Consider the following 21,011-nt stretch of genomic DNA (forward strand, 5'->3'; position numbering starts at 1 on the left):
GTAGGCCGCCCCGTCCCCCGTTTACTTTCCGGTATGTCGCTCAATAGCCTCGCGGCGATTCCGCCGTACGTCTTCTACGAACTCGATGCGCGTCGCAATCGGCAGCGCGCCGCCGGGAAGCCTTTGATCGATGTCGGCATCGGCAGCCCCGACGGGCCGATCCCTGATGTCGTGATCGAGGCGATGCAGCGCACGGCTGCCGATCGCTCGCTCAGCGGCTATCCGTATTTTCGCGCGCACCCCGCGTATACGGCCGCCGTCTCGACGTATCTGAACGCGCGCTTCGATGTGAAGGTCGATCCGGTTGCCGAGTTGTTGGCGTTGGCCGGGTCCAAAGAAGGCATTGCCGAGTTGATTCTGTCGCACACGAATCCCGGTGACGTCGTGCTGGTGCCCGAGGTGTACTACCCGGTGTACGCGCGGGCCACCCTGCTGGCGGGTGCGGTGCCGGTGTTCGTGCCCTTCCTGCCCGATGGTCGACTCGATCTTGACGCGGTGGCGCCGGTCGATCTGGCGCGGGCGCGCGTGCTGATCGTGAATTATCCCGGCAACCCCACGACATCGACCATCACGCTCACTGACTACGCGCACTTGGTGTCGTTCGCCGAACGGCATGCGCTGTTGCTGATCAGCGATCTGGCCTACAGCGAGTTGTCATTCGACGGGTATCGGGTGCCGAGCGTGCTACAGGTGCCGGGCGCGTCGCGCGTGGCGGTCGAGATGCACACCTGTAGTAAAAGCTTCAACATGGCCGGTGTGCGCATTGCGTTCGTGGCCGGCAAGCGCGAGGCGATCGCGCGGCTTGATGCGTACCGCTCCAACATCGGCTATGGCGTGAGCACCATGGCGCAGATGGCCGGTGCGGCGGCGTTCACCCACCACGAGGCGATCGTGCCGCCGATCGTGGCGGAGTACCGCGCGCGTCGCGATGCACTGGTGGCCGCGATGCAGGCGGGGGGATGGGATGTGCAGGCCCCGCAGGCCACGATGTATCTCTGGCTCCCTGTGCCGGTCGGCTTTGACGACTGGGGCTGGGTGGACGCCTTGATGGACGGCCCCGGTGTGGTCGTGACGCCGGGCATCGCCTTCGGTGACGCGGGGCGAGGACGCTTCCGCGTGTCACTGGTGCAGCCAGCCGACGTGCTCACGAAAGCGGCCGCCGCGATCACGTCGATCGCAGCGGCCGTACCGTCGTCCTGAGTGACACCGCAGGATCGCGGCGTGTGGTCCGAAGTTACTTGGCCGCGGCGGGCTTGGGCTCGCTGATGGCCATGTCCCACTGCACCTGCACTTCGTTCTCGATCGGGTTGACTGCCGAGTCGAACGCGACGCCGTAGTCCTTGCGGTTGATGGCGAACTGGCCGCGGAAGCGGCCGGCGCCCTTCTCGTAGAACACCGCCGTCGCCGGCACGACGATACGCTTGGTCACGCCACGGATCGTGAGATCGCCGGCGATGTCGAGCTTGCCCTCAGACACCTTGGTCACGCTGACCGACTTGAAGGTGATCGTCGGGAACTTGGCGACGTCGAAGAAGTCCGGGCTGCGCAGGTGATTGTCGCGCATGTCGACGCGGGTGTTCAGGCTGGTCGCGTCGATGGAGATGGAGACCGTCGAGGCCGACCAGTTCGTCGCGTCCAGCTTGACGTCGGCGTCCCACTTGCCGAAAAAGCCGTGGGCGCTGAGGAGGCGCGAGTCGGCGATGAAGTTGATTTGGCTATGGTTCTTGTCGATGACGTGCGGCTTGACGTCGGCGAACGGGCGGGCCGCCATCAGGACGGGCACGAGCATCGCGCCGGCGAGGAAACGGGAGGACTTGGTCATGTGTCATCTCGTGGGGTTGAGAAGAAGCAGCGAGTCGTTGTGTATACTGTGTTTGTCTGGGCAATAGTATAGTAATAAGATAAATACTCCACGGGAGAAGGCAAGGAGCGAATGCGGATTTCCGCTTGTTCGGGGGTGCTGCGCCCGGTGATGTTTCACACGTGACCCGCTTCCGCCCGCCTGCATTCGACGACGCGCCGCTCTCATCGGCGCCCGACGCCCGTTTTGTGCCCGCGCCGGCGAACGGGGTACTGCCCGACGGCTTCTTCTCGACCACGAATCTTCCGACCTACGTGCGACTCGGTGGGGTCTGGCGCTTGCCGCTCGAGCCGCGCATGGACTCGGGCATCGTGCTTGGCACGGACGGGCTACTGCGGATTCGCGAAGGCCGGCGCGTCGCCAAGGGCGACCTGGTAGTGGTCGGCGAAGCGGAGAACGGGAGCGAAGGCGTGTACGTGCATCTGCACGCATTCGTCGAACCGGACGACAGCAGCGAGTTCCGCTTCATGACCAGTGAAGTGTCGCGCGAAAAGCCGATCGACTATCGCCAGATGGCGCTGCTGTTGCTCGACCAGCGCGACGCCGGTGGCTACGTCACGTGGGTGGCGGGCCCGGCACTCGTGCACTCGCGGGCGCGCACCGACATGACCTGGTTCGTGGAGCAGGGTTTCGTGCAGGTGTTACTGGCGGGGAATGCCGTCGCCGTGCATGACATCGAAGCGTCGATGTTCGGCACGACCCTTGGCATGACCGGTACGGGGCAGGCGAGTACCGGTGGACACGGGCTGCATATGCGTGCGATCAACGCCGTGCGCGGCGCGGGCTCGATCGCGAACGCGGTGGAGCAGGGCATCGTGAAGGACGGCATCATGCACGCGCTGGTGACGCGCGGCGTCCCCTTCGTGCTCTGCGGCTCGATTCGTGACGACGGGCCGCTGCCCGACGTGATCACCGATGCCGTCGAGGCGCAGGACGCGATGCGCGCCCACGCGACGAAGGCGACGATGGCGGTAATGATCGCGACCGCGCTGCACGCGATCGCTACCGGCAACATGCTGCCGTCGTTCACGATGGACCGCGACGGCATATTGCACGAGCTGCCGACGATCTGTGTGGACTCGTCGGAGTTCGTCGTGAGCAAGCTCAAGGACCGCGGGACGCGGCAGGCGTTCGGTGTGGTCACCAATGCGCAGGACTTTCTGCACATCCTGCGACTGTTCATCGAGCGCGAGCAGGACGCACGCGAGCGCAATCCGACTAACCGTGATCACGCGTCGCGTGCCGGCAAGTCGCCTTATCCGTTCCTTCCGATCACCTGATTCACCTGATGACCCTTCCCATCGATACGACTGTTCCAGACGACGACACACCGCAGGCGGAGGCGGCCGACGCGCCCGATCGTGCCGACGCGCCGGTGTCCGAGATTACGGAGCGATTCCTCAAGGTGGTGATCGCACACGTGCCGCTCGACCGCATCGAGGAATTGCACCTCTTCTCGCCACTGCGGCAGGGTGGCGTGGAGACGGGTATCGCGGTGATCGCGGCGCGTGTGCCGGTGGTGGTGGTCGCGCCGTTGGCGGCCCCGGAGCTGCCGTTCGAAGCGGTCGTCGTGGAGGAGGAATCGGTAGCCGAAACCGAAGCCGAAACCGAAGCCGATGCTGATGCCGAAGCCGATGCTGAAGACACGCATCGCGACGCCGATCACGCGCTCGACACCGAGGTCATCGCCGAGCATACGGCCGACGAGGAGCTCGACGAGGCCGAGGTACTGGCCGATGCCGACGACGCGGCCGTCATCGAGACCACGCCAGTGCCGCGTATCCGGCATACGGTGTACACGGCACGCTATCGTCTCGTGCAGAAAGGACCGGAGCGCGGCAAGTGGGAAGCCGACGTCGTGGCGGAAGCCGAAGCGCCGCTCATCACGGTGGATCTCGTGGTGCGCGGCGTGCAACGGCGCGCGGGTGAGGAGTCGGAGATCGTGCGCTACTCGGCACCCCAGCTGGCGCGCGCACTTCGCGTGCCGTACCCCGCGGCCTGATTCACACCGCGAGCGACTTCGAATGAGCGATTCGCACGATGCGACGACGAGTGCGGCGGCCATCGCGGCCGACCGCGACGCGTTCCGTGTCTTTCTGCGCGACCACAATCTGCCGGCCACGGCGCAGCGGCTGGCGATCGCCGATGTGGTGTTGGGCACCGACCGGCACCTGTCGGCCGAGGACGTGGCGCGCGAGCTGCGCGCCCACGGCGCAACGGCCGGTACGGCGACCGTGTACCGCACGCTCGAAGTGCTGGTGCGCAGCGGACTGGTGGTCGAGCGCGACTTCGGTGAAGGCTTCAAGCGCTACGAGGCGTCGCGCGGCATTCCGCACCACGAGCATCTGTTGTGCACGGTGTGCGGTAAGGTCACGGAGTTTCGTGATGAACGATTGGAACGTATGACGACGCTTCTAGCCGAAGCGCACGATTTCTCTCGCCAGCGTCACCGGCTTGTGATTTACGGTCTGTGCGGCACCTGCCGTCGCGGACTTCCCTCCAGCTCTCCGAGTGCGCGTCGTGGCTCCTGATTCTCTGACGGTACTGGTTGCGTTCACCGCGGGACTACTGAGCTTCCTCAGTCCGTGTGTGCTTCCGCTTGTGCCGAGTTACATCACGTTCATCACGGGTATGGGACTCGACGATGTGTCGCGTTCCCGGCGGGCAGCGCTCACGCACGCTGTGTTGTTCGTGATCGGCTTCTCGTTCATCTTCGTGGCGCTCGGCGCCGGCGCCACGGCGTTCGGCCAGTTGATGCTGGCCTACCGGGTCTGGATCGCGCGCGTGGGTGGTGCGCTGATGGTGCTAATGGGGCTCTGGATGATCGGCGTGTTGAACATCGGTGCGTTGCAGCAGGAGCGCCGCGTACACTTGAGCGACAAACCGATCGGCTTCCTCGGCACGATTCTGGTCGGCATCGCCTTCGGCGCGGGGTGGACGCCGTGCCTCGGTCCGACGCTGGGCGCCATCCTGTTGTTGGCAGCGAACGAGTCGCAGCTGGCCAAGGGCGTCACGCTCCTGTCGTTCTATTCGCTGGGGCTGGCTGTTCCATTCCTCCTGAGCGCGCTCGCGCTCGAGCATTTCCTCGGATTCTTCCAGAAGTTCAAGAAGAATCTCGGGCTCGTGAATCGTATCGCCGGCGTGCTGCTGATCCTGGTCGGTGTGCTGATGTTCACGGGGTGGTTCGAGCGTCTGGCGGCCATTCTGCAGCCGCTGACGCCGGCGTTCCTGGTGGAGCGTCTCTAGCCGACACGGGTCTTGACGCTCACGCGGCTTCGATCGCTTCGAGAAGTTGCTGCCGCTGCAACAGCTGCGTGTAGCGGCCGCCGAGTCGAACGAGTGCTTCGTGTGTTCCCTGCTCGACGATGCGGCCGTCGTCGAGCACGAGAATATGATCGGCGTCGCGGACGGCACTCACGCGATGTGACGTGATCAAGGCGGTGCGACCCTGCAGGGCAGTGCGCAGCTCATGGAGAATCGCGGCTTCCGTCTGGGTATCGACGGCGGACAGGGCATCGTCGAGCAGGACCACGCGCGGACTACGCGCGAGCGCACGCGCCAACGCGGTCCGCTGTTTCTGTCCGCCCGACAGGTTGATGCCGCGCTCGCCGAGTCGCGTGTCGAAGCCACTGGGGAGTCCGGCAATCGTCTCACGCAGCTGTGCGATGCCGGTGGCCTGTACCAATCGGTCGCGATTTGGCGCTTCAAGACCGTAGCCGATATTCTCGCCCACGGTTTCGCTGAAGAGCAGCGCCTCCTGCGGCACGTAGCCTAATTCCGCGCGTAGCGCACCGATCGGCAGCTCGCGAATGTCGACGCCGTCGAGCAGCACCTGTCCTTCCTGCGGATCGAAGAAGCGCGGAATGAGATCCATCAGCGCGCTCTTGCCCGAGCCGGTCGCTCCAACGATCGCCAGCGTGCCGCCGGCGGGAATGCGGAACGAGATATCGCGCAGAATCCAGCGCGACTCGGCCGGTGCTGCGCCGTCCGGGGTCTGCTCGTAGTTGGCATCGCGCGCGGCGCCGTCTTCGCTCACAATGACCGGGCGTGGATACCGGAACGACACGTGGCGGAACTCTACCGTGCGTCCGCCCTGCTGAACATCAATGCCACCCACTGCGAGCGGGAGGCTCGCGGTGCCGGTGTCTTGTACCGACAGCGGCTCCGCGTCGAGCAGCTCCAGCACGCGGGTCATGGACGCGGCGGCGCGCTGAAAGAGATTCGTGGTCCAGCCCAGTGCGATGAGTGGCCACGTGAGTTGCGCGAGATAAATGCCGAACGCGACGTACCCGCCGACAGTGACGTCTCCTTGAATGAGGAGGCGTCCGCCGACCCCAATGGTGATTGCGCTGCCCAGGCCAGCAAGCAGGCCGAATCCCGGGTTCATGAGGCCGTTCAGCTTCGCGAGCCGAATGTTGGCGGTGAGGTACCTGTCGCCGAGCGTCACGAAGCGCGCAGTTTCGGCCCGCTCCTGTCGGTAGGCCCGCACCACGCGCACGCCCGAGAGGTTTTCCTGCGCGCGTGTGGTGAGCTGGCTGAACTGCGATTGCACGGCCTCGAAGCGGTCATGCACGAGGCGACCGAGGCGCAGCATGAGCACGGGCAGGCCGATCATGGGGAGCAGCGCGACGGCTGTGAGCAGCGGGCTGATTCGCACCATCATGATCATCGCGAACAGGCCACCGAAGATGGTGTTGACGAGGTACATCACGGCGGGCCCGGCGGCCATGCGGACGGCGCCAAGGTCGTTGGTGAGGCGCGCCATGAGATCTCCGGTTCGCCAGCGGGCGTACCAGTTGGCGTCGAGGGTGCTGAGGCGCGCGAAGATGTCGTGGCGCAGATCGGTCTCGATGCGGCGACTGATCCCATTGAGGAGCAGCCGCATGCTGAAGCGTAGCACGCCACTTGCAACTGCCGTGATCAGCATCACACCGCCGAGGCGGAGCACGGTGCCCAGCTCAGCGCCGGCGCGGATGTGGTCCACTCCACGTTGCAACAGGGACGGAATAACGCTGGCCAGGAACGCGGCCACGACGACAGATCCGAGCCCGCACGCAACTTGCCACCGGTACGGGTGGTAGTAGGGGAGCAGGCGTCGCAGGGCGCGCCGCGCTGGCATCGGCGGCAATTGACGTTTATTTCCGTTCATCTTACTCCGAATGTCGCACGGCGACGCGTTTCACCTATCTTCATCTCCGCGGGCGTGTCCCGCGTCCCTTTTCTCAGGAGTTTCTGTATGCGTCAATATATTCGTTCGTCACGTCCCACGATGATCCTGGCCGCGTTCTCGCTGGCCGCGCTCGCCGCCTGCGGTGAGAAGGCGGCCGACAACGCGTCGCTGAACGCTGATAGCACGCTGGGTCGCGATTTGGCGATGGCGACGGATTCGGCGCAGCCGAAGCTCGAGGACGTTCCGGTCACCCCGCCGCCGGCGCCCGTCGCCGCGCCGACGTCGACCCCGAAGCCAGCCCCGAGACCGGTCGCTCCTCGCCCTCGTCCAACCACGCCGAAGCCGTCAACGCCTGCCGCCACGCCGGCACCGACCGCCGTTACGGGTGTCGTGGCTTCGGGTACGTCGTTCCGCTTCGCGACGAACAACAAAGTGTGCAGCAACACGGTGACGGTCGGTGAAAAGTTCACCGCGTCGCTGGAGCAGTCGGTCACCGCCACCAACGGCGTGGTGATTCCGGAAGGTGCGACGGGCACGTTCGAAGTGACCGAAGCGAAGACGGCGAAGAACTCGAATGATCAGACCTCGCTCACGGTAAAGCTGCTGTCGGTCACGTACGGCGGCCGTACGTATCCGCTGGACGCAACGGTGCAGTCGGCGTCGGCTGAACGTGTGCGTAGTGCGACGAAGGGCACGGATGCGAAGAAGGTGGCCGGTGGCGCGATCATCGGCGCGATCGCGGGCCAGATCATCGGCAAGAATACGAAGGGCACGGTGATTGGTGCAGCCGCTGGCGCGGCGGCCGGCACGGCGGCGGCCGCGGCCACGGCGAACTTCGACACGTGCATCAACGCCGGTGCGGCCATCAGCGCGACGCTGGATGCGCCGGTTACAGTGCGTCCGAACGCAACGCCGTAATATCAACAACTAGCAGCGCTAAGAATCAACGGCGCTAAAAGTGAACGGCGTTAAAAATCGAACGCGCTAGGAATAAACTGCGCTGAAAGCACAACCGCATCGGAAAGAGAGCCCCGTGACCACTGGTCACGGGGCTCTTTTTTCATCCGATGCCGTTCACGCTGTTCGCGCTGCTTATTCTTGGCGCCGTTCACTTTTAGCGCCGTTCACTTTTAGCGCCGTTGATTCTTAGCGCCCTTCATCAGTTCAGTACCCGACCGCTCCTCCACTCCGCCTCGGCTCCGGTACGCCTTCCCATCCGTTCTTCACGCGCATGATCGCGTTGATGTTCACGAGCGCGCGCAGCTTCCGCATGGAGTAGCCCATCTTTGTGAGCGAGTCGAGCACGGCCGGGCGGATACCGCCGTCCTCGTAGGTGAGGGAATCGGGCAGCGCCTGATGGTGCACCCGTGGTGCACGCATCGCGTCGGCGAGCGACATGTGATGGTCGATCACATTCAGGATCACTTGCGTGGTGCCGGTGATGATCGTGGGACCGCCAGCGGCACCAACTACCAGGAACACGCGCCCCGACTTGTCGAGAACGATCGTGGGCGACATCGCGCTCAGCATGCGCTTGCCGGGCTGGATGGCGTTCGCTTCGCCCTGCACCAGGCCGTACATATTCGCCGTACCCGGCTGCACGGCGAAGTCATCCATCTCGTCGTTCAGCATGAAGCCGGCGCCCCGCACCCACACGGCCGAACCCCACGAGTTGTTCAGCGTAGTCGTGGTCGACACCGCGTTCCCGTTCTTGTCGACGACGGCGTAGTGCGTTGTGTGTTCGGGTTCGCGTGCCGGCTGCTGCATCATCGGCTCGAGCGCCTTCGTGCTGGTCGCGCGCGTGTCGTTGATCGTGGAGGCCAGCGTCTTCGCATACGCTTTGCTGGTGAGCTGCTCCATCGGCACCTTCACGAACGCCGGATCGCCGAGCTTGCTGTTGCGATCGATGAACGCGCGCTGAAAGGCACTGCCGACCAGGTGGAACCAGCGCGTGCTGCCGTACGCCGGTACCATGCTGTACTGCTCGAGAATATTGAGCGCCTCCGTCATCGTGACGCCGCCCGACGACGAGGGCGGCATCGCGAGCAGGCGATAGCCGCGATACGTGCTCGCGATCGCGGTACGCGACACCGGCGTGTAGGCCTTGAGATCGGCGCGCGTGATGATGCCGCCACCGCGCTTCTGCTCGGCCACCAGCGAGTCGGCGATCCAGCCCTCGTAAAACGCCTTGGAGCCGTTGTCGGCGATCGCCTGCAGGGTGCGCGCGAGATCGGGCTGCACCAACCGTGCACCGGCGGGGAGCGCCTTGCCGTTCGGGAAGTACGGCGTGACCGGGCTGTTGCGCGAGACCGTGGTCGCGGCGCGAGACATCGACCCCGCCAGCGCGGTGTCGATCACGAACCCCTCACGCGCGAGTGCAATGGCCGGTTGCATGACTCGCGACAACGACATCGTGCCGAACGTCTCGAGCAGCATGCTGAGCCCGGCCACGGCACCCGGTACGCCACTCGCGAGATGCCCTTCGATGCTGCGGTCGGTGACTTTCCCGTTCGCATCGAGGTACATATTGCGCGTCGCGGCCAGCGGCGCGACTTCGCGATAGTCGATCGCCGCCGTGCGTCCGTCGGCCATGTGCACGATGGAGTATCCGCCGCCACCGATATTGCCCGCCTCCGGCCACGTCACCGCCAAGGCGAAGCCGAGGGCGACCGCTGCATCGACGGCATTGCCGCCGGCCTTCATGATCTCGGCGGCTGCGGCGCTTGCCTCGGGACTGTTGCTGACCGCGATCGCGTGCGGGGCGAACGTGGACGATGCACCCGCGGAGAGACGCCATCCGTCGGGGAATCGCGCGGCTTCACGCGCTGGTTCGGCGCTGGAGGTGGCGGCCGGGGTGGCGCTCTGCGCGCACGCACCCAACACGGAGATCGACAGCGACAGAACGAGCGCCTTGGAAGCAGTCATGCACGATTGGTGAAGAGGGTGTTGGGGAACGGACGTCAGCGGTGTGAACCGAATCCGAAACGCAGCGACGCGCGCGTCGTGCGCACGCGCCAGGTGCGACCAGTGCCGTCAGGGAGATCGGACTTGGCGTGCCAGCCCATACCGAACTCCTGCACGAGTGCGATGTGCAGATTGCTCGAGAGGCCGTAACCGAACCCGGCGCCCAGCGTGCCGGAAAGGTCGAACTGTCCCTTCTTGGGGCCGAGGGCGGCGCCGGTGACGCCGCTGCTGTCGGCGCGCACGCGCATGTCGCGGAACCCCGTGACGCCGCCGGCCGCTTCGAACAGCGTGTGAAACCCGCTACTGCCGCCGCTGCGGAATTGTCCCATGAGCGTCCACAGCTGCGTCTGCGCATCGCAGCCGGTGGCGCACTGCGCCGGCAACTCGGGAGACGTGGGCGGCTTCGCCGCGGTGTACGTGAGCGGTGACAGCGTCAAATCGACCACACCGTAGCCGGCCGACACGCCGATGGTGGTGGCTTCGTCGAGCGCCTTCTCGAGCGTCCCGCGCATCTGCCAGAGCGGATCGCTGCCGAACTTCCATGTGGAGCGCGTTGCGCCGTCACTGATGTCGTTCAGGATCATGGCGGCCACGCCACCGGAGAACCACCAGCCGGCATCGGGCGGCCGTGCGGCCGGTCGTCCGCGGATCTGTGCCGTGAGTGTGGTGGCGCACAGGCACGTCGCGATGGCCGCAGCGCTGAGTGCGGAGGCGAACCGACGCCGACCGTTGCGCCGACTGTCGGCATGGAAGGCGGGATGTAGCGCCGCACGTCTCGGTGACGCGGGTTGCGATTCGCGCATGGCGACTCCTAAGTTTGACGAGAGTGACGCCGGCGAGATCGCACCGTCGCTCGTGCTGCCAATACCGTCGGCAGCATCCACTGGAACATACCCCGCGCCGCGAGCACAAGACAGCCGATCGCGTGGTGTCCCCTGAACCCGCTCCCGTGCCCGCACCGACACACGATTCACGTGTTACGGAACGTCGCAATCCGCGCACCGTCGACATCGACCTCGCGTCGCCCCTCGCGATCGTGGATCTCATCAACGCGGAAGACCAAGGAGTGGCCGCCGCCGTGGCCTCGCAGCGCGAGCCGATTGCCGAGTCGATCGCACTGATCGAAGCCGCGTTTCGCAGCGGCCGCCGTCTGCTGTATGTCGGCGCGGGCACTTCGGGACGGCTCGGCGTGCTCGATGCCAGCGAATGTCCTCCCACGTTCGGTACCGACCCGGCGATGGTGGTCGGCATCATCGCCGGTGGTGACCGTGCGCTGCGCAATCCGATCGAAGGCGCTGAGGACGATCCGCTGGCCGGCGCCGCGGCCATGGACGCGCACGCCGTTCAGGCCGGTGATGTGGTGTGTGGCATCGCCGCTTCGGGCACAACGCCGTTCGTGCGTGGTGCGCTGACGCGTGCCCGTGAACTCGGGGCCCGCACGCTGCTGATTGCGTGCACGGAGCCACCCGACGCGATGCGTGCGGTGGCGGATATCTGCATGTTGCCGGTGGTCGGACCTGAGGCGCTCACGGGCTCAACGCGACTCAAGGCAGGCACCGCCACCAAGCTCGTGTGCAACATGCTGACCACCGGTGCGATGGTACGCATCGGCAAGAGCTATGGCAATCTCATGGTGGATCTGCGCGCCACCAACGTGAAACTGCAGGACCGCGCCGAGCGCATCGTCATGGAGGTCACCGAATTGCCGCGCGACGACGCGCGTACGCTGCTCGCGCGCGCCGATGGTCGCGTGAAGCTGGCGTTGGTGATGCATGCGCTGCACGTCGATGCGGAAACCGCGCGGCGTCGTCTCGAGGAAGGGCAGGGCCTGGTGCGACGCGTGGTGCCGAACGCCCCGCCGCCGGTGTTATGACGTTGCGCGATATTGTCGGCGATGAGGGGCGCATTCTCGTCGGGCTGATGTCGGGCACGTCGCTCGACGGCATCAGCGCCGCCGTGGCCCGCTTTCACGACCTCTCGAACGGTCGCGTGCACTGTGACCTGCTGGGATTCACGCACCGCGCGTATCACCGTGAGGAACGCGCACGGCTCGAGCAGGCGATGCAGCAGGGGAGCGCGCGCGAGTACTGTCGCGTGCAGGCCGATGTCGGTGATTGGATGGCCGATGCAGCGCTCGCCGCGATGGCCGATGCCGGCGTGACGGCGCGCGATGTTGCGGCAGTGGCATCACACGGACAGACGCTCTGGCATGAGCCCGGTCATAGCACCTGGCAAGTGGGCGATGCGGCGCGCATTGCCGAGCGTACCGGCTGTGATGTGGTGTCGGACTTTCGTTCGCGTGACGTGGCTGCGGGCGGACAGGGCGCTCCGCTCGTCACGATCGCCGACTGCATGTTGTTCGCGCATCACACGCGGTGGCGCGCGCTGCAGAACATCGGCGGCATTGGCAACGTGACGGTGGTTCCGCCCGCGAATACGCACGAGCACGGCGGCATGCAATCGGTGCGCGCGTTCGATACCGGCCCCGGTGTGGTGATCATCGATGCGACGGTGCGGGCGCTGTACGACGGTATGGCGTATGACCGCGATGGCCTGATCGCGGCCAGCGGTCAGGTGGTCGAGTCCGTCGTGCTGGCGGCACTGCGGCATCCGTACTTCAGCGATGCGCCACCCAAGAGCACCGGGCGCGAGCTCTTTTCGCGGGCGTACGTCGGGCAATTTATCGACGACTGCCGGGCGGCGGGGGCGGCACCGGCCGACATCGTGGCGACCGCGACCGCGCTCACGGCGCGCGCACTGGCCGACCAGTATGGCCGCTTCATCCCTGAGCCCGTTGAGGACGTGGTGCTTTCCGGGGGTGGTGCCCACAATCCGACGCTCGTCCGTATGATCGAAGCCGCCGTGGCCCATGAAAACGGGCCACAGGTGTGTACCTTTGACGGATTGTATTTCGATGGAGAGGCGAAGGAGGCGGTGGCGTTTGCACTGCTGGGCTATCTCCATATTTCGGGCCGCGCCGGCAATGTGCCCAGCGCAACGGGAGCGCGAGGTCCGCGTCCCCTCGGTTCGCTCACTCCAGCCGTCCGTTAGTCGCTCATGAGCGAACCGTCCCGTCGTGAACTTGCGCAGTTGCTCATCCCCGTTCTCCGTTGGTCGCCGTCCGGCGGCTTTGCCGACACGCGCCCGCTTATCGAGCAGTCGCTCGCCCTTGGCGTCGGTGGCTTCCAGCTCGTCGGTGGTGAGCAGGATGGTGTGCGGGCGCTCGCCAAGGAGCTGCAGCTCAAGTCGCGTCATCCGCTGCTGATTGCGGCCGATCTGGAACGGGGGGCCGGGCAGCAGTTCGCCGGCGCCACCGGCCTGCCGCCGCTGGCGGCCATCACATCGCTCGACGACATCGAAGCGTTGCGTCGCGCCGCGCGGCTCACGGCCCGCGAAGCGCGCACGATGGGCGTGAACTGGAATCTCTCGCCGGTGTGCGATCTCGATCTGCTGCTCGAGAACCCGATCATCGGCACGCGCGCGATGGGCACCGATGCACGAAAGGTCGCGCAGCTCGTGACCGCGTGGATCGAAGCCTGTCAGGCGGAAGGCGTGCTGGCCTGCGCGAAGCATTTCCCCGGCATGGGCCGCGTCACGCGTGATCCCAATCTCGAGCTGCCCGTCGTCGAGACGCCGGCCGATCAGCTCAAGGAGCAGGATCTCCAGCCATTCCGGGCGGCTATCGCTGGCGGAGTGGCCAGTGTGATGACGTCGCATGTCGTGTATCCCGCGCTCGATTCGAGTCGTGTGCCGGCCACGCTGTCGCGCGAGATTCTGCAGTGGCTGCTCCGGCAGCAGCTCAAGTACGACAATCTCATCGTGGCCGACGCGATGACGTTGGCGGCCGTGGTGGAAGGACGCACGGCGGCGGAAGCGGCCGTGCTCGCCGTGCGCGGTGGTTGCGACGTCCTCATGGCACCCGGTGATCTCGAGGACGCGCTCAGCGCACTCGAGCGCGCGTACGACGACGGCACCCTCGAGCCGGAGCGTGTCAAGCATTCCGTGCGTCGCCGCCTCAAGTGGGCGCAGTGGGCGTCGCCGCCGAACGACTGGCGTCGGCCGAGTGGCGCCGACACGGCGTGGGGTGCACTGCTCGCCGACAAGGTTATTCGCGTGGAGCATGGCCCGTTGCCGCCAGTCGGCACGATCACGGAAATGGGCATCGTCGACGACGATCACCAGGCCGATGGTCCGTCGGTGGAGCGCACGGGTATCGCCGAAGCGATGCGACTGGGTGGCAACGACGCGCGACTGGTCGATGCGCCCACGCCGGCCAGCGGTGGTCCGTTCGTAATCGCGCTGTTCGCCGATTTCGTCGCTGGGAAAGGGCGGACCACGCTATTGCCAGAGACAGTGGCGCAGGTGCATGCGCTCGTGGCGCAGGCCGAAGCGCTGCAGCGCACGGTGATTCTCATTGGTCTCGGCGATCCACGCTGGGTCACGCAGCTCGGCATGACACACCCCACCGTACTGGCGTGGGGCGGAGATCGCGTGATGCAGCAGGCGGCGGGACGCGGACTGCTGCGCAACAAGAAGTAGCGCGCCGCTTATCCGAAGAGTGCGAACAAAAACCAGATGACGGCGATGAGCGCGATGAGGCCGAGCACCATGAACACTGGCTGCACCGCCCGTCGTCGTTCTTCGACCACCGGTTCGGGCGCTCCGAGTAGCGCGTGATCTTCGGCCGTTCGCGCGCGTTCGAACTCCTCGTCGAGTATGGCGCGTGATGGGACAGGCGTCCCGAACTTCGGTGTCGGATCACTCTTGAGCGTGGCTTTCGCCTCGCGCGTCGCTGGCGACGGCTCGCGTGCGTCGTCGTTGAGCGTGCCGGCGAGTGCAAACGTGTTATAGCCGAACGAATCGCCGTTGCTGGCGGCACTCAGCGCATCACCATCGAATCGTGCCGCGATGACCGTGATGTTGTCCGGTCCACCCAGCTGATTGGCGCGGTCAATCAGCCGTTTGCAGATCGATCGCACGTCCTGCTCTTCGTTCGACGTGCGCGCGATCTCGGCGGCGCGCACCAGACCCGACAGGCCATCACTGCAGAGTATCAGCGTATCGCCCCGTCGGACCTGTTGATGCGTCAGGTCGATCGTGACGTGCGCTTCGGGGCCAAGCGCCTGGAGAATGATGTTGCGGCGCTCGCTGACCTCGGCTTCTTCGGCGGTGAGCTCGCCGGCTTCCACCAGTCGCTGCATGAGCGACTGATCCTTGGTGAGCTGCTGAACGTCGCCGTCGCGCACCATGTATGCGCGGCTGTCGCCGACCTGTACCAGAAAGAGCTGATCGCCCAACAAGCCGGCAATCGTGGCGGTGGTGCCCATGCCGCGATGCTCGGGGTTTTCCCGGGCGTGCTGGTGGATGCGCGCATTGGCCAGCACGGTGGCATCGCGGAGCGCTTCGGCAAACGCCGACGGCGAAGGGTCCGCGGCCTTCCAGGTGTGTTTCAGCGCATCGAGCACCAGGCTGCCAGCCATGCTGCTGGCGAGCTCGCCTGAGGCGGCGCCCCCCATGCCGTCGGCCACGAGAAACAGCAGCCCGTGGGGATCGGCCGTGATTTCGTGGTAGCCGAAGGCGAAATCGAGTGGCGTCCCCGTTTCGAGGTCAGCAACGAGGAACGTGTCCTCGTTGTGCTCCCGAGTACGTCCCACGTCGGTGAGCGCGAAGACACGAGTGACCACGCGGTGGTCACTCGGCAATCGTTCAGTATGTGAGGCGGGAACGGTCACAGCGTCATGGAGCAGGCCGGTGCGCACAGGGGGACAAATGTCCGTACGGACGGGAACGCCGGGAGTTACATCCCGGTATCCCTTTCCAACACTCGTGGATCTGGGTCGGCGTCGACCCCGTTTCCGGAGGCTGATCCGTAGACGGTAATAAAATGGGGTTCGTTTCACCGGTGGGTCAAATCGTTCGGACAAATTTGACCGATTCGCCCCTCGGCCGGCGCGTTCGGGCCCAGTTTATCCTGAAACGTCCACCGCAAACGGCCGATTTGCGGCTGGACGCCTGTCTCTACGTCCGTCAGCTTCGACTGGATGACGAACTACCCCGGACCGATGCAAAAGCCCAGCTCGCTCGTGCTAATCGGCGCCGTGCTCATGGTGAGCGCCTGCGCCCGTCCGACGACCGTCGTGTTGCCACCCACGCCGATCGTCGCTCCGCCGGCGATCGTGTCGGGGATGCCTGCCGTGCCCGCCGTTCGCGGTGCGCCGATCGACGTACGCGTACGCTACCCGGCCGAGAACCAGCTGCTTACGAGCCGGGACTCCAATTTCGTGCTCGGCAGCCTCGGCACCGGCGACGCGTCGCTTACGATCAACGGGCAGGCGGTTCCGGTGGCGCCGAACGGGGCGTTCCTGGCGTGGCTGGTCAATCCGCCGACCGGTGCGCTGCGGTACGATATGGTGGTGGCGCGGGCCGCCGACACGGTGCGACGCACGGTCAAAGTGCGGCTGCCGGTGCGCACGCCGTTGCCTGGTACGGGCAAGCTGCGCGTGGACAGTGGCTCGGTGTTGCCGGTACGTGGGGTGTGGGCGAAGCGCGATGACTACCTGCGGGTCAGCCTGCGCGCGCCGGCCAATGCGATCGTGTTGGTGCAGGGCAGCGACAGCGTGGTGCGGCCATTGGTACGCGGCAACGGACTGACCGCTGTACCGGGCGTCGCCTCAGGCGATGCGAATGGCGACGACATGGCGTCGGTGTTCTCTACCGAACTCGCCGCGCGATTGCTGACCGACAGCGCCCGTGCGCCGCGGCTAATCGCGATTCGCGGCAGCGACACGGTGCGGCTAACGGTGCCAATCGTGCGCGCGCTGCCCACGGACGCGCGCGTGTTGGCGATGCTGCGCAGTACCTCGACGATCGGGAGTGATACGGATCGCGTCGTGAACGCACGCACCATCGTAGACGGCACGTACAAGTGGATGCTGTTGAACGGGACGATCGTGGAAGTGACCGGACGGCAACAGGGGTATACGCGCATCCGCCTCGATGGCACGCTCGACGTCTGGGTGGATAGCAACGACCTCGTCATGCTTCCCGAAGGCACCGCGCTGCCGCGACGCGTGACCGGTGGATTTCGCGTGACGCCGAGCGCCGAGTGGGTCGATGTCGCCATCTCCACCGGTGATCGCCCGGCGCACTTGGTGGAGCCGGATGGCCGCACGCTGGTGCTCACGCTGTATGGCGTGCAGGCCAATCCCGAGATCTCGCCGATCTTCGGCAACGATACACTCGTGCGCCGCATCAGCTGGGATCAGGTCACGAGTGATCGGGTGCGTATCACCTTCACGCTGTCGCAGCCCGTGTTCGGCTGGCAGTCGATTTGGGATGAGAGCCGCCGTCAGTTCGTATTGCGCGTGCGCCGTCCACCGCTGATCGATGCCGCGAATCCGCTGCGCGGCCTCACGATCGCCGTCGATCCCGGTCATCCGCCCGCTGGTGCGACCGGGCCGACCGGACTCTATGAGGGCGACGCCGTGTTTCCGGTGGGTGAGCAGGTCGCTGCCCTGCTGCGGGCGCGCGGCGCGACCGTCGTGATGACGCGGACCTCGCTGGCCCCCGTCGGACTGACGGAGCGCGGCGTCACGGCCCGTCGGGCCAACGCGCATGCGTTCATCTCGGTGCACTTGAACGCGCTGCCCGACGGTGTGAATCCGTTCACGGCCAACGGGACCAGCACGCTCTTCTATCATCAGCACAGTGAGGCGCTCGCCCGTCCGGTGCAGGAGGAACTCATGAAGCGATTCGGGCTGCGCGACCTTGGCGTACACTACCAGAATCTCGCTGTGGCCCGACCCACGTGGTATCCGTCGGCGCTCGCGGAAGGACTGTTTCTCATGCTGCCCGAGCAGGAAGCCGCCATGCGCGATGCGGGCTTTCAACGGAAGTATGCCGAAGGGCTGGTGGTGGGGCTCGAGCGATACTTCCGGATGTTCGCGCCAGTGTTGCAGCCGTGACGCGCACGATGTTCCGCCCGGCACTACGCACAACGATGCTGTTGGGCATGCTCCTCACGAGCGCGCCCGTGGTAAACGCGCAAGTCGATCCGCGCGGCGCGATGCGTACCATCGCGATGCCGCATTTTCGGGTGCACTTCCGTCCTGATCAGGAAGCGATGGCACGCCGGGCCGCCTTTCTGGCCGAGTCGGCCTACGCGCAGCTGTCGCGCGAGTTGGCACCGCCTTCGGGGCCGGTGGATCTGCTCATTGCCGACAACGTGGACGCCAGCAACGGCTATGCGCAGGTGTTTCCCACGAATCGTGTCGTGATCTACGCCGTGCCGCCGATCGCGCTGCGCGAGTTGCGCTTCCATGACGAATGGCTGCGCATGGTGATCACGCACGAGATGGCGCACATCTTTCATATTGATCGGGCGCGTGGAGCGTGGGCCGTGGGGCGCGCCGTGTTCGGACGGAATCCGATGTTCTTTCCCAACGCGTTCACGCCAAGCTGGGTCAAGGAAGGGTTGGCGGTGCATTACGAATCGAAGCTCACTGGCACTGGACGAGCGGTGAGCACCGACTTCCCGATGATCGCGCGGGTTGCCGTGCGCGATGCTTTTGTGCCGGGGCCGCAGCGATGGAGCTTGTCCACGTCGCAGTTTCCTGGCGGACAGACGGCGTATGCCTGGGGATCGCTGTTGATGCATCGGGCAGCGGCGCAACGTGATGGAAGCCTGCGTCGCTACGTGGACATCACCGCGGCGAACGTGGTGCCATTTCTGCTGAGCAGGAACAGTCGCGCCGCGTTCGGCGTGACCTTCGATAGTCTGTTCGTGCACATGACCGATTCGCTGCGGCGGGTGACGTCGATGTTGCCCGGCGACAGCGTGTGGCACACCGTGAGCGCGAACGGCTGGTACGCGGCCGCTCCGCGATGGATCGGGAACGACACGCTGGCGTGGAGCGCCAGCAACGGCCGTGACGTGTCGGGGCTGTACGTCGCTTCGATTGGCGTGAACAGCGGAGCGCAGCCACTGAGGCTGGCGTGGCGCAACACGCTCGATGTGAACGCGCCGATTCCTGGTGACGACAACGGCGCGATGGTGTTCGCGCAGTCGGAACGCATGGACCCGTATGTCGTGCGCTCGGATCTCTATCGTTCACGCGGCGCCGATCGCGGTGGTGAGACGCGGTTGACCAAAGGCGCGCGGCTGGCGCAGCCGGATGTGCGCGCTGACGGCAGCATCGTGGCGGTGCAGCTCGGCGCGGATCGCACGCGATTGGTGCGCGTCAGTGCCACGGGCGAGAGTATCGTGCCGATCACGCCCGACGTGGCCTCGGAACGATGGGCCGAGCCGCGTTGGTCGCCCGACGGACAACGCATCGTCGCGGCGCAGCTGCTTCCCACCGGAGAGCAGCGCATCGTCGTGATGGATGTAACCGGCGATCTCCAGCTCGTGGTCGCCGGGGCCCGCGGTGTGTTCGCGAGTCCCAGCTTCACGCCTGATGGCAAGCGCCTGGTATGGGTGAGCGATCGTAGCGGACGTTCGCAACTGGAAACCGCTCCGATCGCCGCGGTCGGCGCGCCAATCGACACCATGCGCTGGCGCGTGGAGCGAGACGACGTGCGGGTCGTGTCGTCGGTCAGCAGCGGGGTGTTCGATCCTTCCGTGTCGCCTGATGGCGCGCGTGTCGCCGCGCTCTTCTATCGTGCCGACGGCTATCACGTATCCTGGGCGCCGCTCGACACCGTCGGCGCGATCGCGCAATCGGCGTGGTATCCGGCGAAGAACACGGCCGACTTGTCGGTGCCGAACATGGCCGAGCTGGGTGGTCGTACAGAGTCGGCGGTGGTCACGGGCTACTCGCCGCTGCGTCAGTTGGTGCCGCGTTACTGGATGCCGTTGATCGGCGAAGGGCGCAATGGCGGCGCGACGTACGGTGCGTCCACCAGTGGCGTCGACATTCTGGGACGGCATGCCTGGACGGCCAATGCGTTGGTGCAGCCGCAGCTGCGCGAGACGGATGCGTTCGCGTCGTATCGATACGCTGGTCTTGGGATCCAGTTGCTGGATGTGTCGGCGCAGCAGGCGTGGGATGGCACCTTTCGCGCGGTGAGCGACTCGGGAGCCACGCTGGGCTTCATCGCGCGTCGTCGCCGATTCGTGACCGGCTCGAGCACGTGGCGCGTGCCGCGCGTGCGGCGCTCGGTGAGTGCCACCCTCGGCGCGCAGTACGAGATGCGCGATTTCACGAGCGATGTGGACTCGGCACTCGGTGCGCCGAACTCGCTGTTGCGCACGGGTACGCGCTACGGCTCCTTCTTCGCCAGCAGCAGTGTGAGTACGGCGCGGCTGGGCGCGCGCGGCATCTCGGTAGAGGAAGGGTTCACGCTGAGCGGCAGCACGGCGTATCGCTGGCGCGAAGACGATGCGCTCGGCTCGGGAGCCTGGCGTTCGATCGTAGGGGCGCGACACTTCCTACCGCTCAACCTCCCAGGCTTCTCGCGTCATGTGATCGCCACGCGTGCCACGATCGGAGTAGCGCAACAGACGTCGACAACTGAGTTCAGCGTGGGCGGTACGAGTGGTCAGTCGGCCGAGCTGCTGCCGGGCGTGGTGGTGGGCGATCCGTCGCGTACCTTTTCGCTGCGCGGTGTCGCACCGGGCACGCAGCGTGGCATTCGGGCGCTGGCCGGCGGCGTAGAGTATCGCGCGCCGTTGGTGTTGTTCAAGCGGTTGCCGAGCCCGTTCACGCTGTTCGTGGATCGCATGTCGGTCACGCTGTTCAGCGACGCGGCTCGGGCGTGGTGTCCGCGCGCGTTGGCGCAATCGGAGAATGTGGTGTGCGAGCGACCGGGTGAGCGCGACGGTTGGTTGGCATCGGCGGGTGCGGAGTTGGTGGTGGACCTGGCGGTGCAGTACGACACGCCGTATCGCATGCGCCTCGGCGCCGCGGCCCCGTATGTGGCGCCGCGTGATGTGTCGCGGCGCGGGACGATCTACGTGACGTTAGGTGGGTACTTCTGATCTTGAGCCTTCGGTGTGCTGGCGGTGTGCTGGCGGAT

At 65.9% G+C, this 21,011-nt stretch carries 16 protein-coding genes; 11 read left to right on the forward strand and 5 right to left on the reverse strand.

All coding sequences use genetic code 11. The features are described from left to right. Positions 1-33 precede the first annotated feature (33 nt). Entirely contained in the window at positions 34-1,200 is a 1,167-nt protein-coding gene (locus tag RMP10_RS18335; RefSeq protein ID WP_310571563.1) for an aminotransferase class I/II-fold pyridoxal phosphate-dependent enzyme, read from the forward strand. Between the two features lie 34 nt (positions 1,201-1,234). On the opposite strand, the gene RMP10_RS18340 is transcribed toward RMP10_RS18335, so the two are convergent. Further along, positions 1,235-1,822, reverse strand: coding sequence for a YceI family protein (locus tag RMP10_RS18340; protein WP_310571564.1), 588 nt, complete (start codon positions 1,820-1,822; stop codon positions 1,235-1,237). Positions 1,823-1,983: 161 nt separating this feature from the next. Here RMP10_RS18340 and RMP10_RS18345 point away from each other — a divergent pair, with 161 nt between their 5' ends. From RMP10_RS18345 to RMP10_RS18360, 4 genes are read left to right on the forward strand one after another with little or no spacing between them, the layout of a single operon-like run. Continuing rightward, a complete protein-coding gene (locus tag RMP10_RS18345; protein ID WP_310571565.1) occupies positions 1,984-3,141 on the forward strand; it encodes a hypothetical protein in 1,158 nt (385 codons plus the stop codon). Positions 3,142-3,149: 8 nt separating this feature from the next. Then, entirely contained in the window at positions 3,150-3,863 is a 714-nt protein-coding gene (locus RMP10_RS18350) for a hypothetical protein (RefSeq protein ID WP_310571566.1), read from the forward strand. A gap of 22 nt (positions 3,864-3,885) precedes the next feature. Next, positions 3,886-4,392: a transcriptional repressor gene (locus RMP10_RS18355; protein ID WP_310571567.1), complete on the forward strand. Its 507-nt coding sequence runs from the start codon at positions 3,886-3,888 to the stop codon at positions 4,390-4,392. Next, the gene (locus RMP10_RS18360) at positions 4,382-5,107 is read left to right on the forward strand and encodes a cytochrome c biogenesis protein CcdA (protein WP_171225288.1); all 726 of its coding nucleotides are present in this window, start codon (positions 4,382-4,384) and stop codon (positions 5,105-5,107) included. The genes RMP10_RS18355 and RMP10_RS18360 overlap by 11 nt, the downstream gene beginning before the upstream one ends. A 19-nt stretch (positions 5,108-5,126) precedes the next feature. Here the strand turns inward: RMP10_RS18360 and RMP10_RS18365 are convergent, their stop codons facing one another. Next, complete coding sequence (locus RMP10_RS18365; RefSeq protein ID WP_310571568.1) at positions 5,127-7,010, reverse strand: ABC transporter ATP-binding protein; 1,884 nt, start codon at positions 7,008-7,010, stop codon at positions 5,127-5,129. An 87-nt stretch (positions 7,011-7,097) separates the two neighbouring features. On the opposite strand from RMP10_RS18365, the gene RMP10_RS18370 reads away from it, so the two are divergent. Next, positions 7,098-7,949 carry a hypothetical protein gene (locus RMP10_RS18370; RefSeq protein ID WP_310571569.1) on the forward strand — a complete coding sequence of 284 codons (852 nt, stop codon included), beginning with the start codon at positions 7,098-7,100 and terminating at the stop codon, positions 7,947-7,949. Between the two features lie 246 nt (positions 7,950-8,195). On the opposite strand, the gene ggt is transcribed toward RMP10_RS18370, so the two are convergent. Together ggt and RMP10_RS18380 are read right to left on the reverse strand one after the other, a co-directional pair. Beyond that, on the reverse strand, positions 8,196-9,956 hold the full coding sequence (gene ggt / locus RMP10_RS18375) for a gamma-glutamyltransferase (protein WP_310571570.1): 1,761 nt from the start codon (positions 9,954-9,956) through the stop codon (positions 8,196-8,198). A 35-nt stretch (positions 9,957-9,991) separates the two neighbouring features. Further along, on the reverse strand, positions 9,992-10,798 hold the full coding sequence (locus tag RMP10_RS18380) for a hypothetical protein (RefSeq protein ID WP_310571571.1): 807 nt from the start codon (positions 10,796-10,798) through the stop codon (positions 9,992-9,994). Positions 10,799-10,944: 146 nt separating this feature from the next. Here RMP10_RS18380 and murQ point away from each other — a divergent pair, with 146 nt between their 5' ends. From murQ to RMP10_RS18395, 3 genes are read left to right on the forward strand one after another with little or no spacing between them, the layout of a single operon-like run. Further along, positions 10,945-11,868, forward strand: a complete 924-nt coding sequence (gene murQ / locus RMP10_RS18385) for an N-acetylmuramic acid 6-phosphate etherase (RefSeq protein ID WP_310571572.1) — start codon at positions 10,945-10,947, stop codon at positions 11,866-11,868. Then, positions 11,865-13,046: an anhydro-N-acetylmuramic acid kinase gene (locus RMP10_RS18390; protein ID WP_310571573.1), complete on the forward strand. Its 1,182-nt coding sequence runs from the start codon at positions 11,865-11,867 to the stop codon at positions 13,044-13,046. The genes murQ and RMP10_RS18390 overlap by 4 nt, the downstream gene beginning before the upstream one ends. A 6-nt stretch (positions 13,047-13,052) precedes the next feature. Then, positions 13,053-14,534, forward strand: a complete 1,482-nt coding sequence (locus RMP10_RS18395; RefSeq protein ID WP_310571574.1) for a glycoside hydrolase family 3 N-terminal domain-containing protein — start codon at positions 13,053-13,055, stop codon at positions 14,532-14,534. An 8-nt stretch (positions 14,535-14,542) separates the two neighbouring features. Here the strand turns inward: RMP10_RS18395 and RMP10_RS18400 are convergent, their stop codons facing one another. Further along, positions 14,543-15,679: a protein phosphatase 2C domain-containing protein gene (locus tag RMP10_RS18400; protein ID WP_309672029.1), complete on the reverse strand. Its 1,137-nt coding sequence runs from the start codon at positions 15,677-15,679 to the stop codon at positions 14,543-14,545. 357 nt (positions 15,680-16,036) lie between these two features. On the opposite strand from RMP10_RS18400, the gene RMP10_RS18405 reads away from it, so the two are divergent. Both RMP10_RS18405 and RMP10_RS18410 read left to right on the forward strand, forming a co-directional pair. Further along, the gene (locus RMP10_RS18405) at positions 16,037-17,959 is read left to right on the forward strand and encodes an N-acetylmuramoyl-L-alanine amidase (protein WP_310571575.1); all 1,923 of its coding nucleotides are present in this window, start codon (positions 16,037-16,039) and stop codon (positions 17,957-17,959) included. After that, positions 17,956-20,973 carry a hypothetical protein gene (locus tag RMP10_RS18410; RefSeq protein WP_310571576.1) on the forward strand — a complete coding sequence of 1,006 codons (3,018 nt, stop codon included), beginning with the start codon at positions 17,956-17,958 and terminating at the stop codon, positions 20,971-20,973. Before RMP10_RS18405 ends, RMP10_RS18410 begins: the two co-directional genes overlap by 4 nt. Positions 20,974-21,011 lie beyond the last annotated feature (38 nt).

The organism is Gemmatimonas sp., assembly GCF_031426495.1.
Classification (GTDB): Bacteria; Gemmatimonadota; Gemmatimonadetes; order Gemmatimonadales; family Gemmatimonadaceae; genus Gemmatimonas.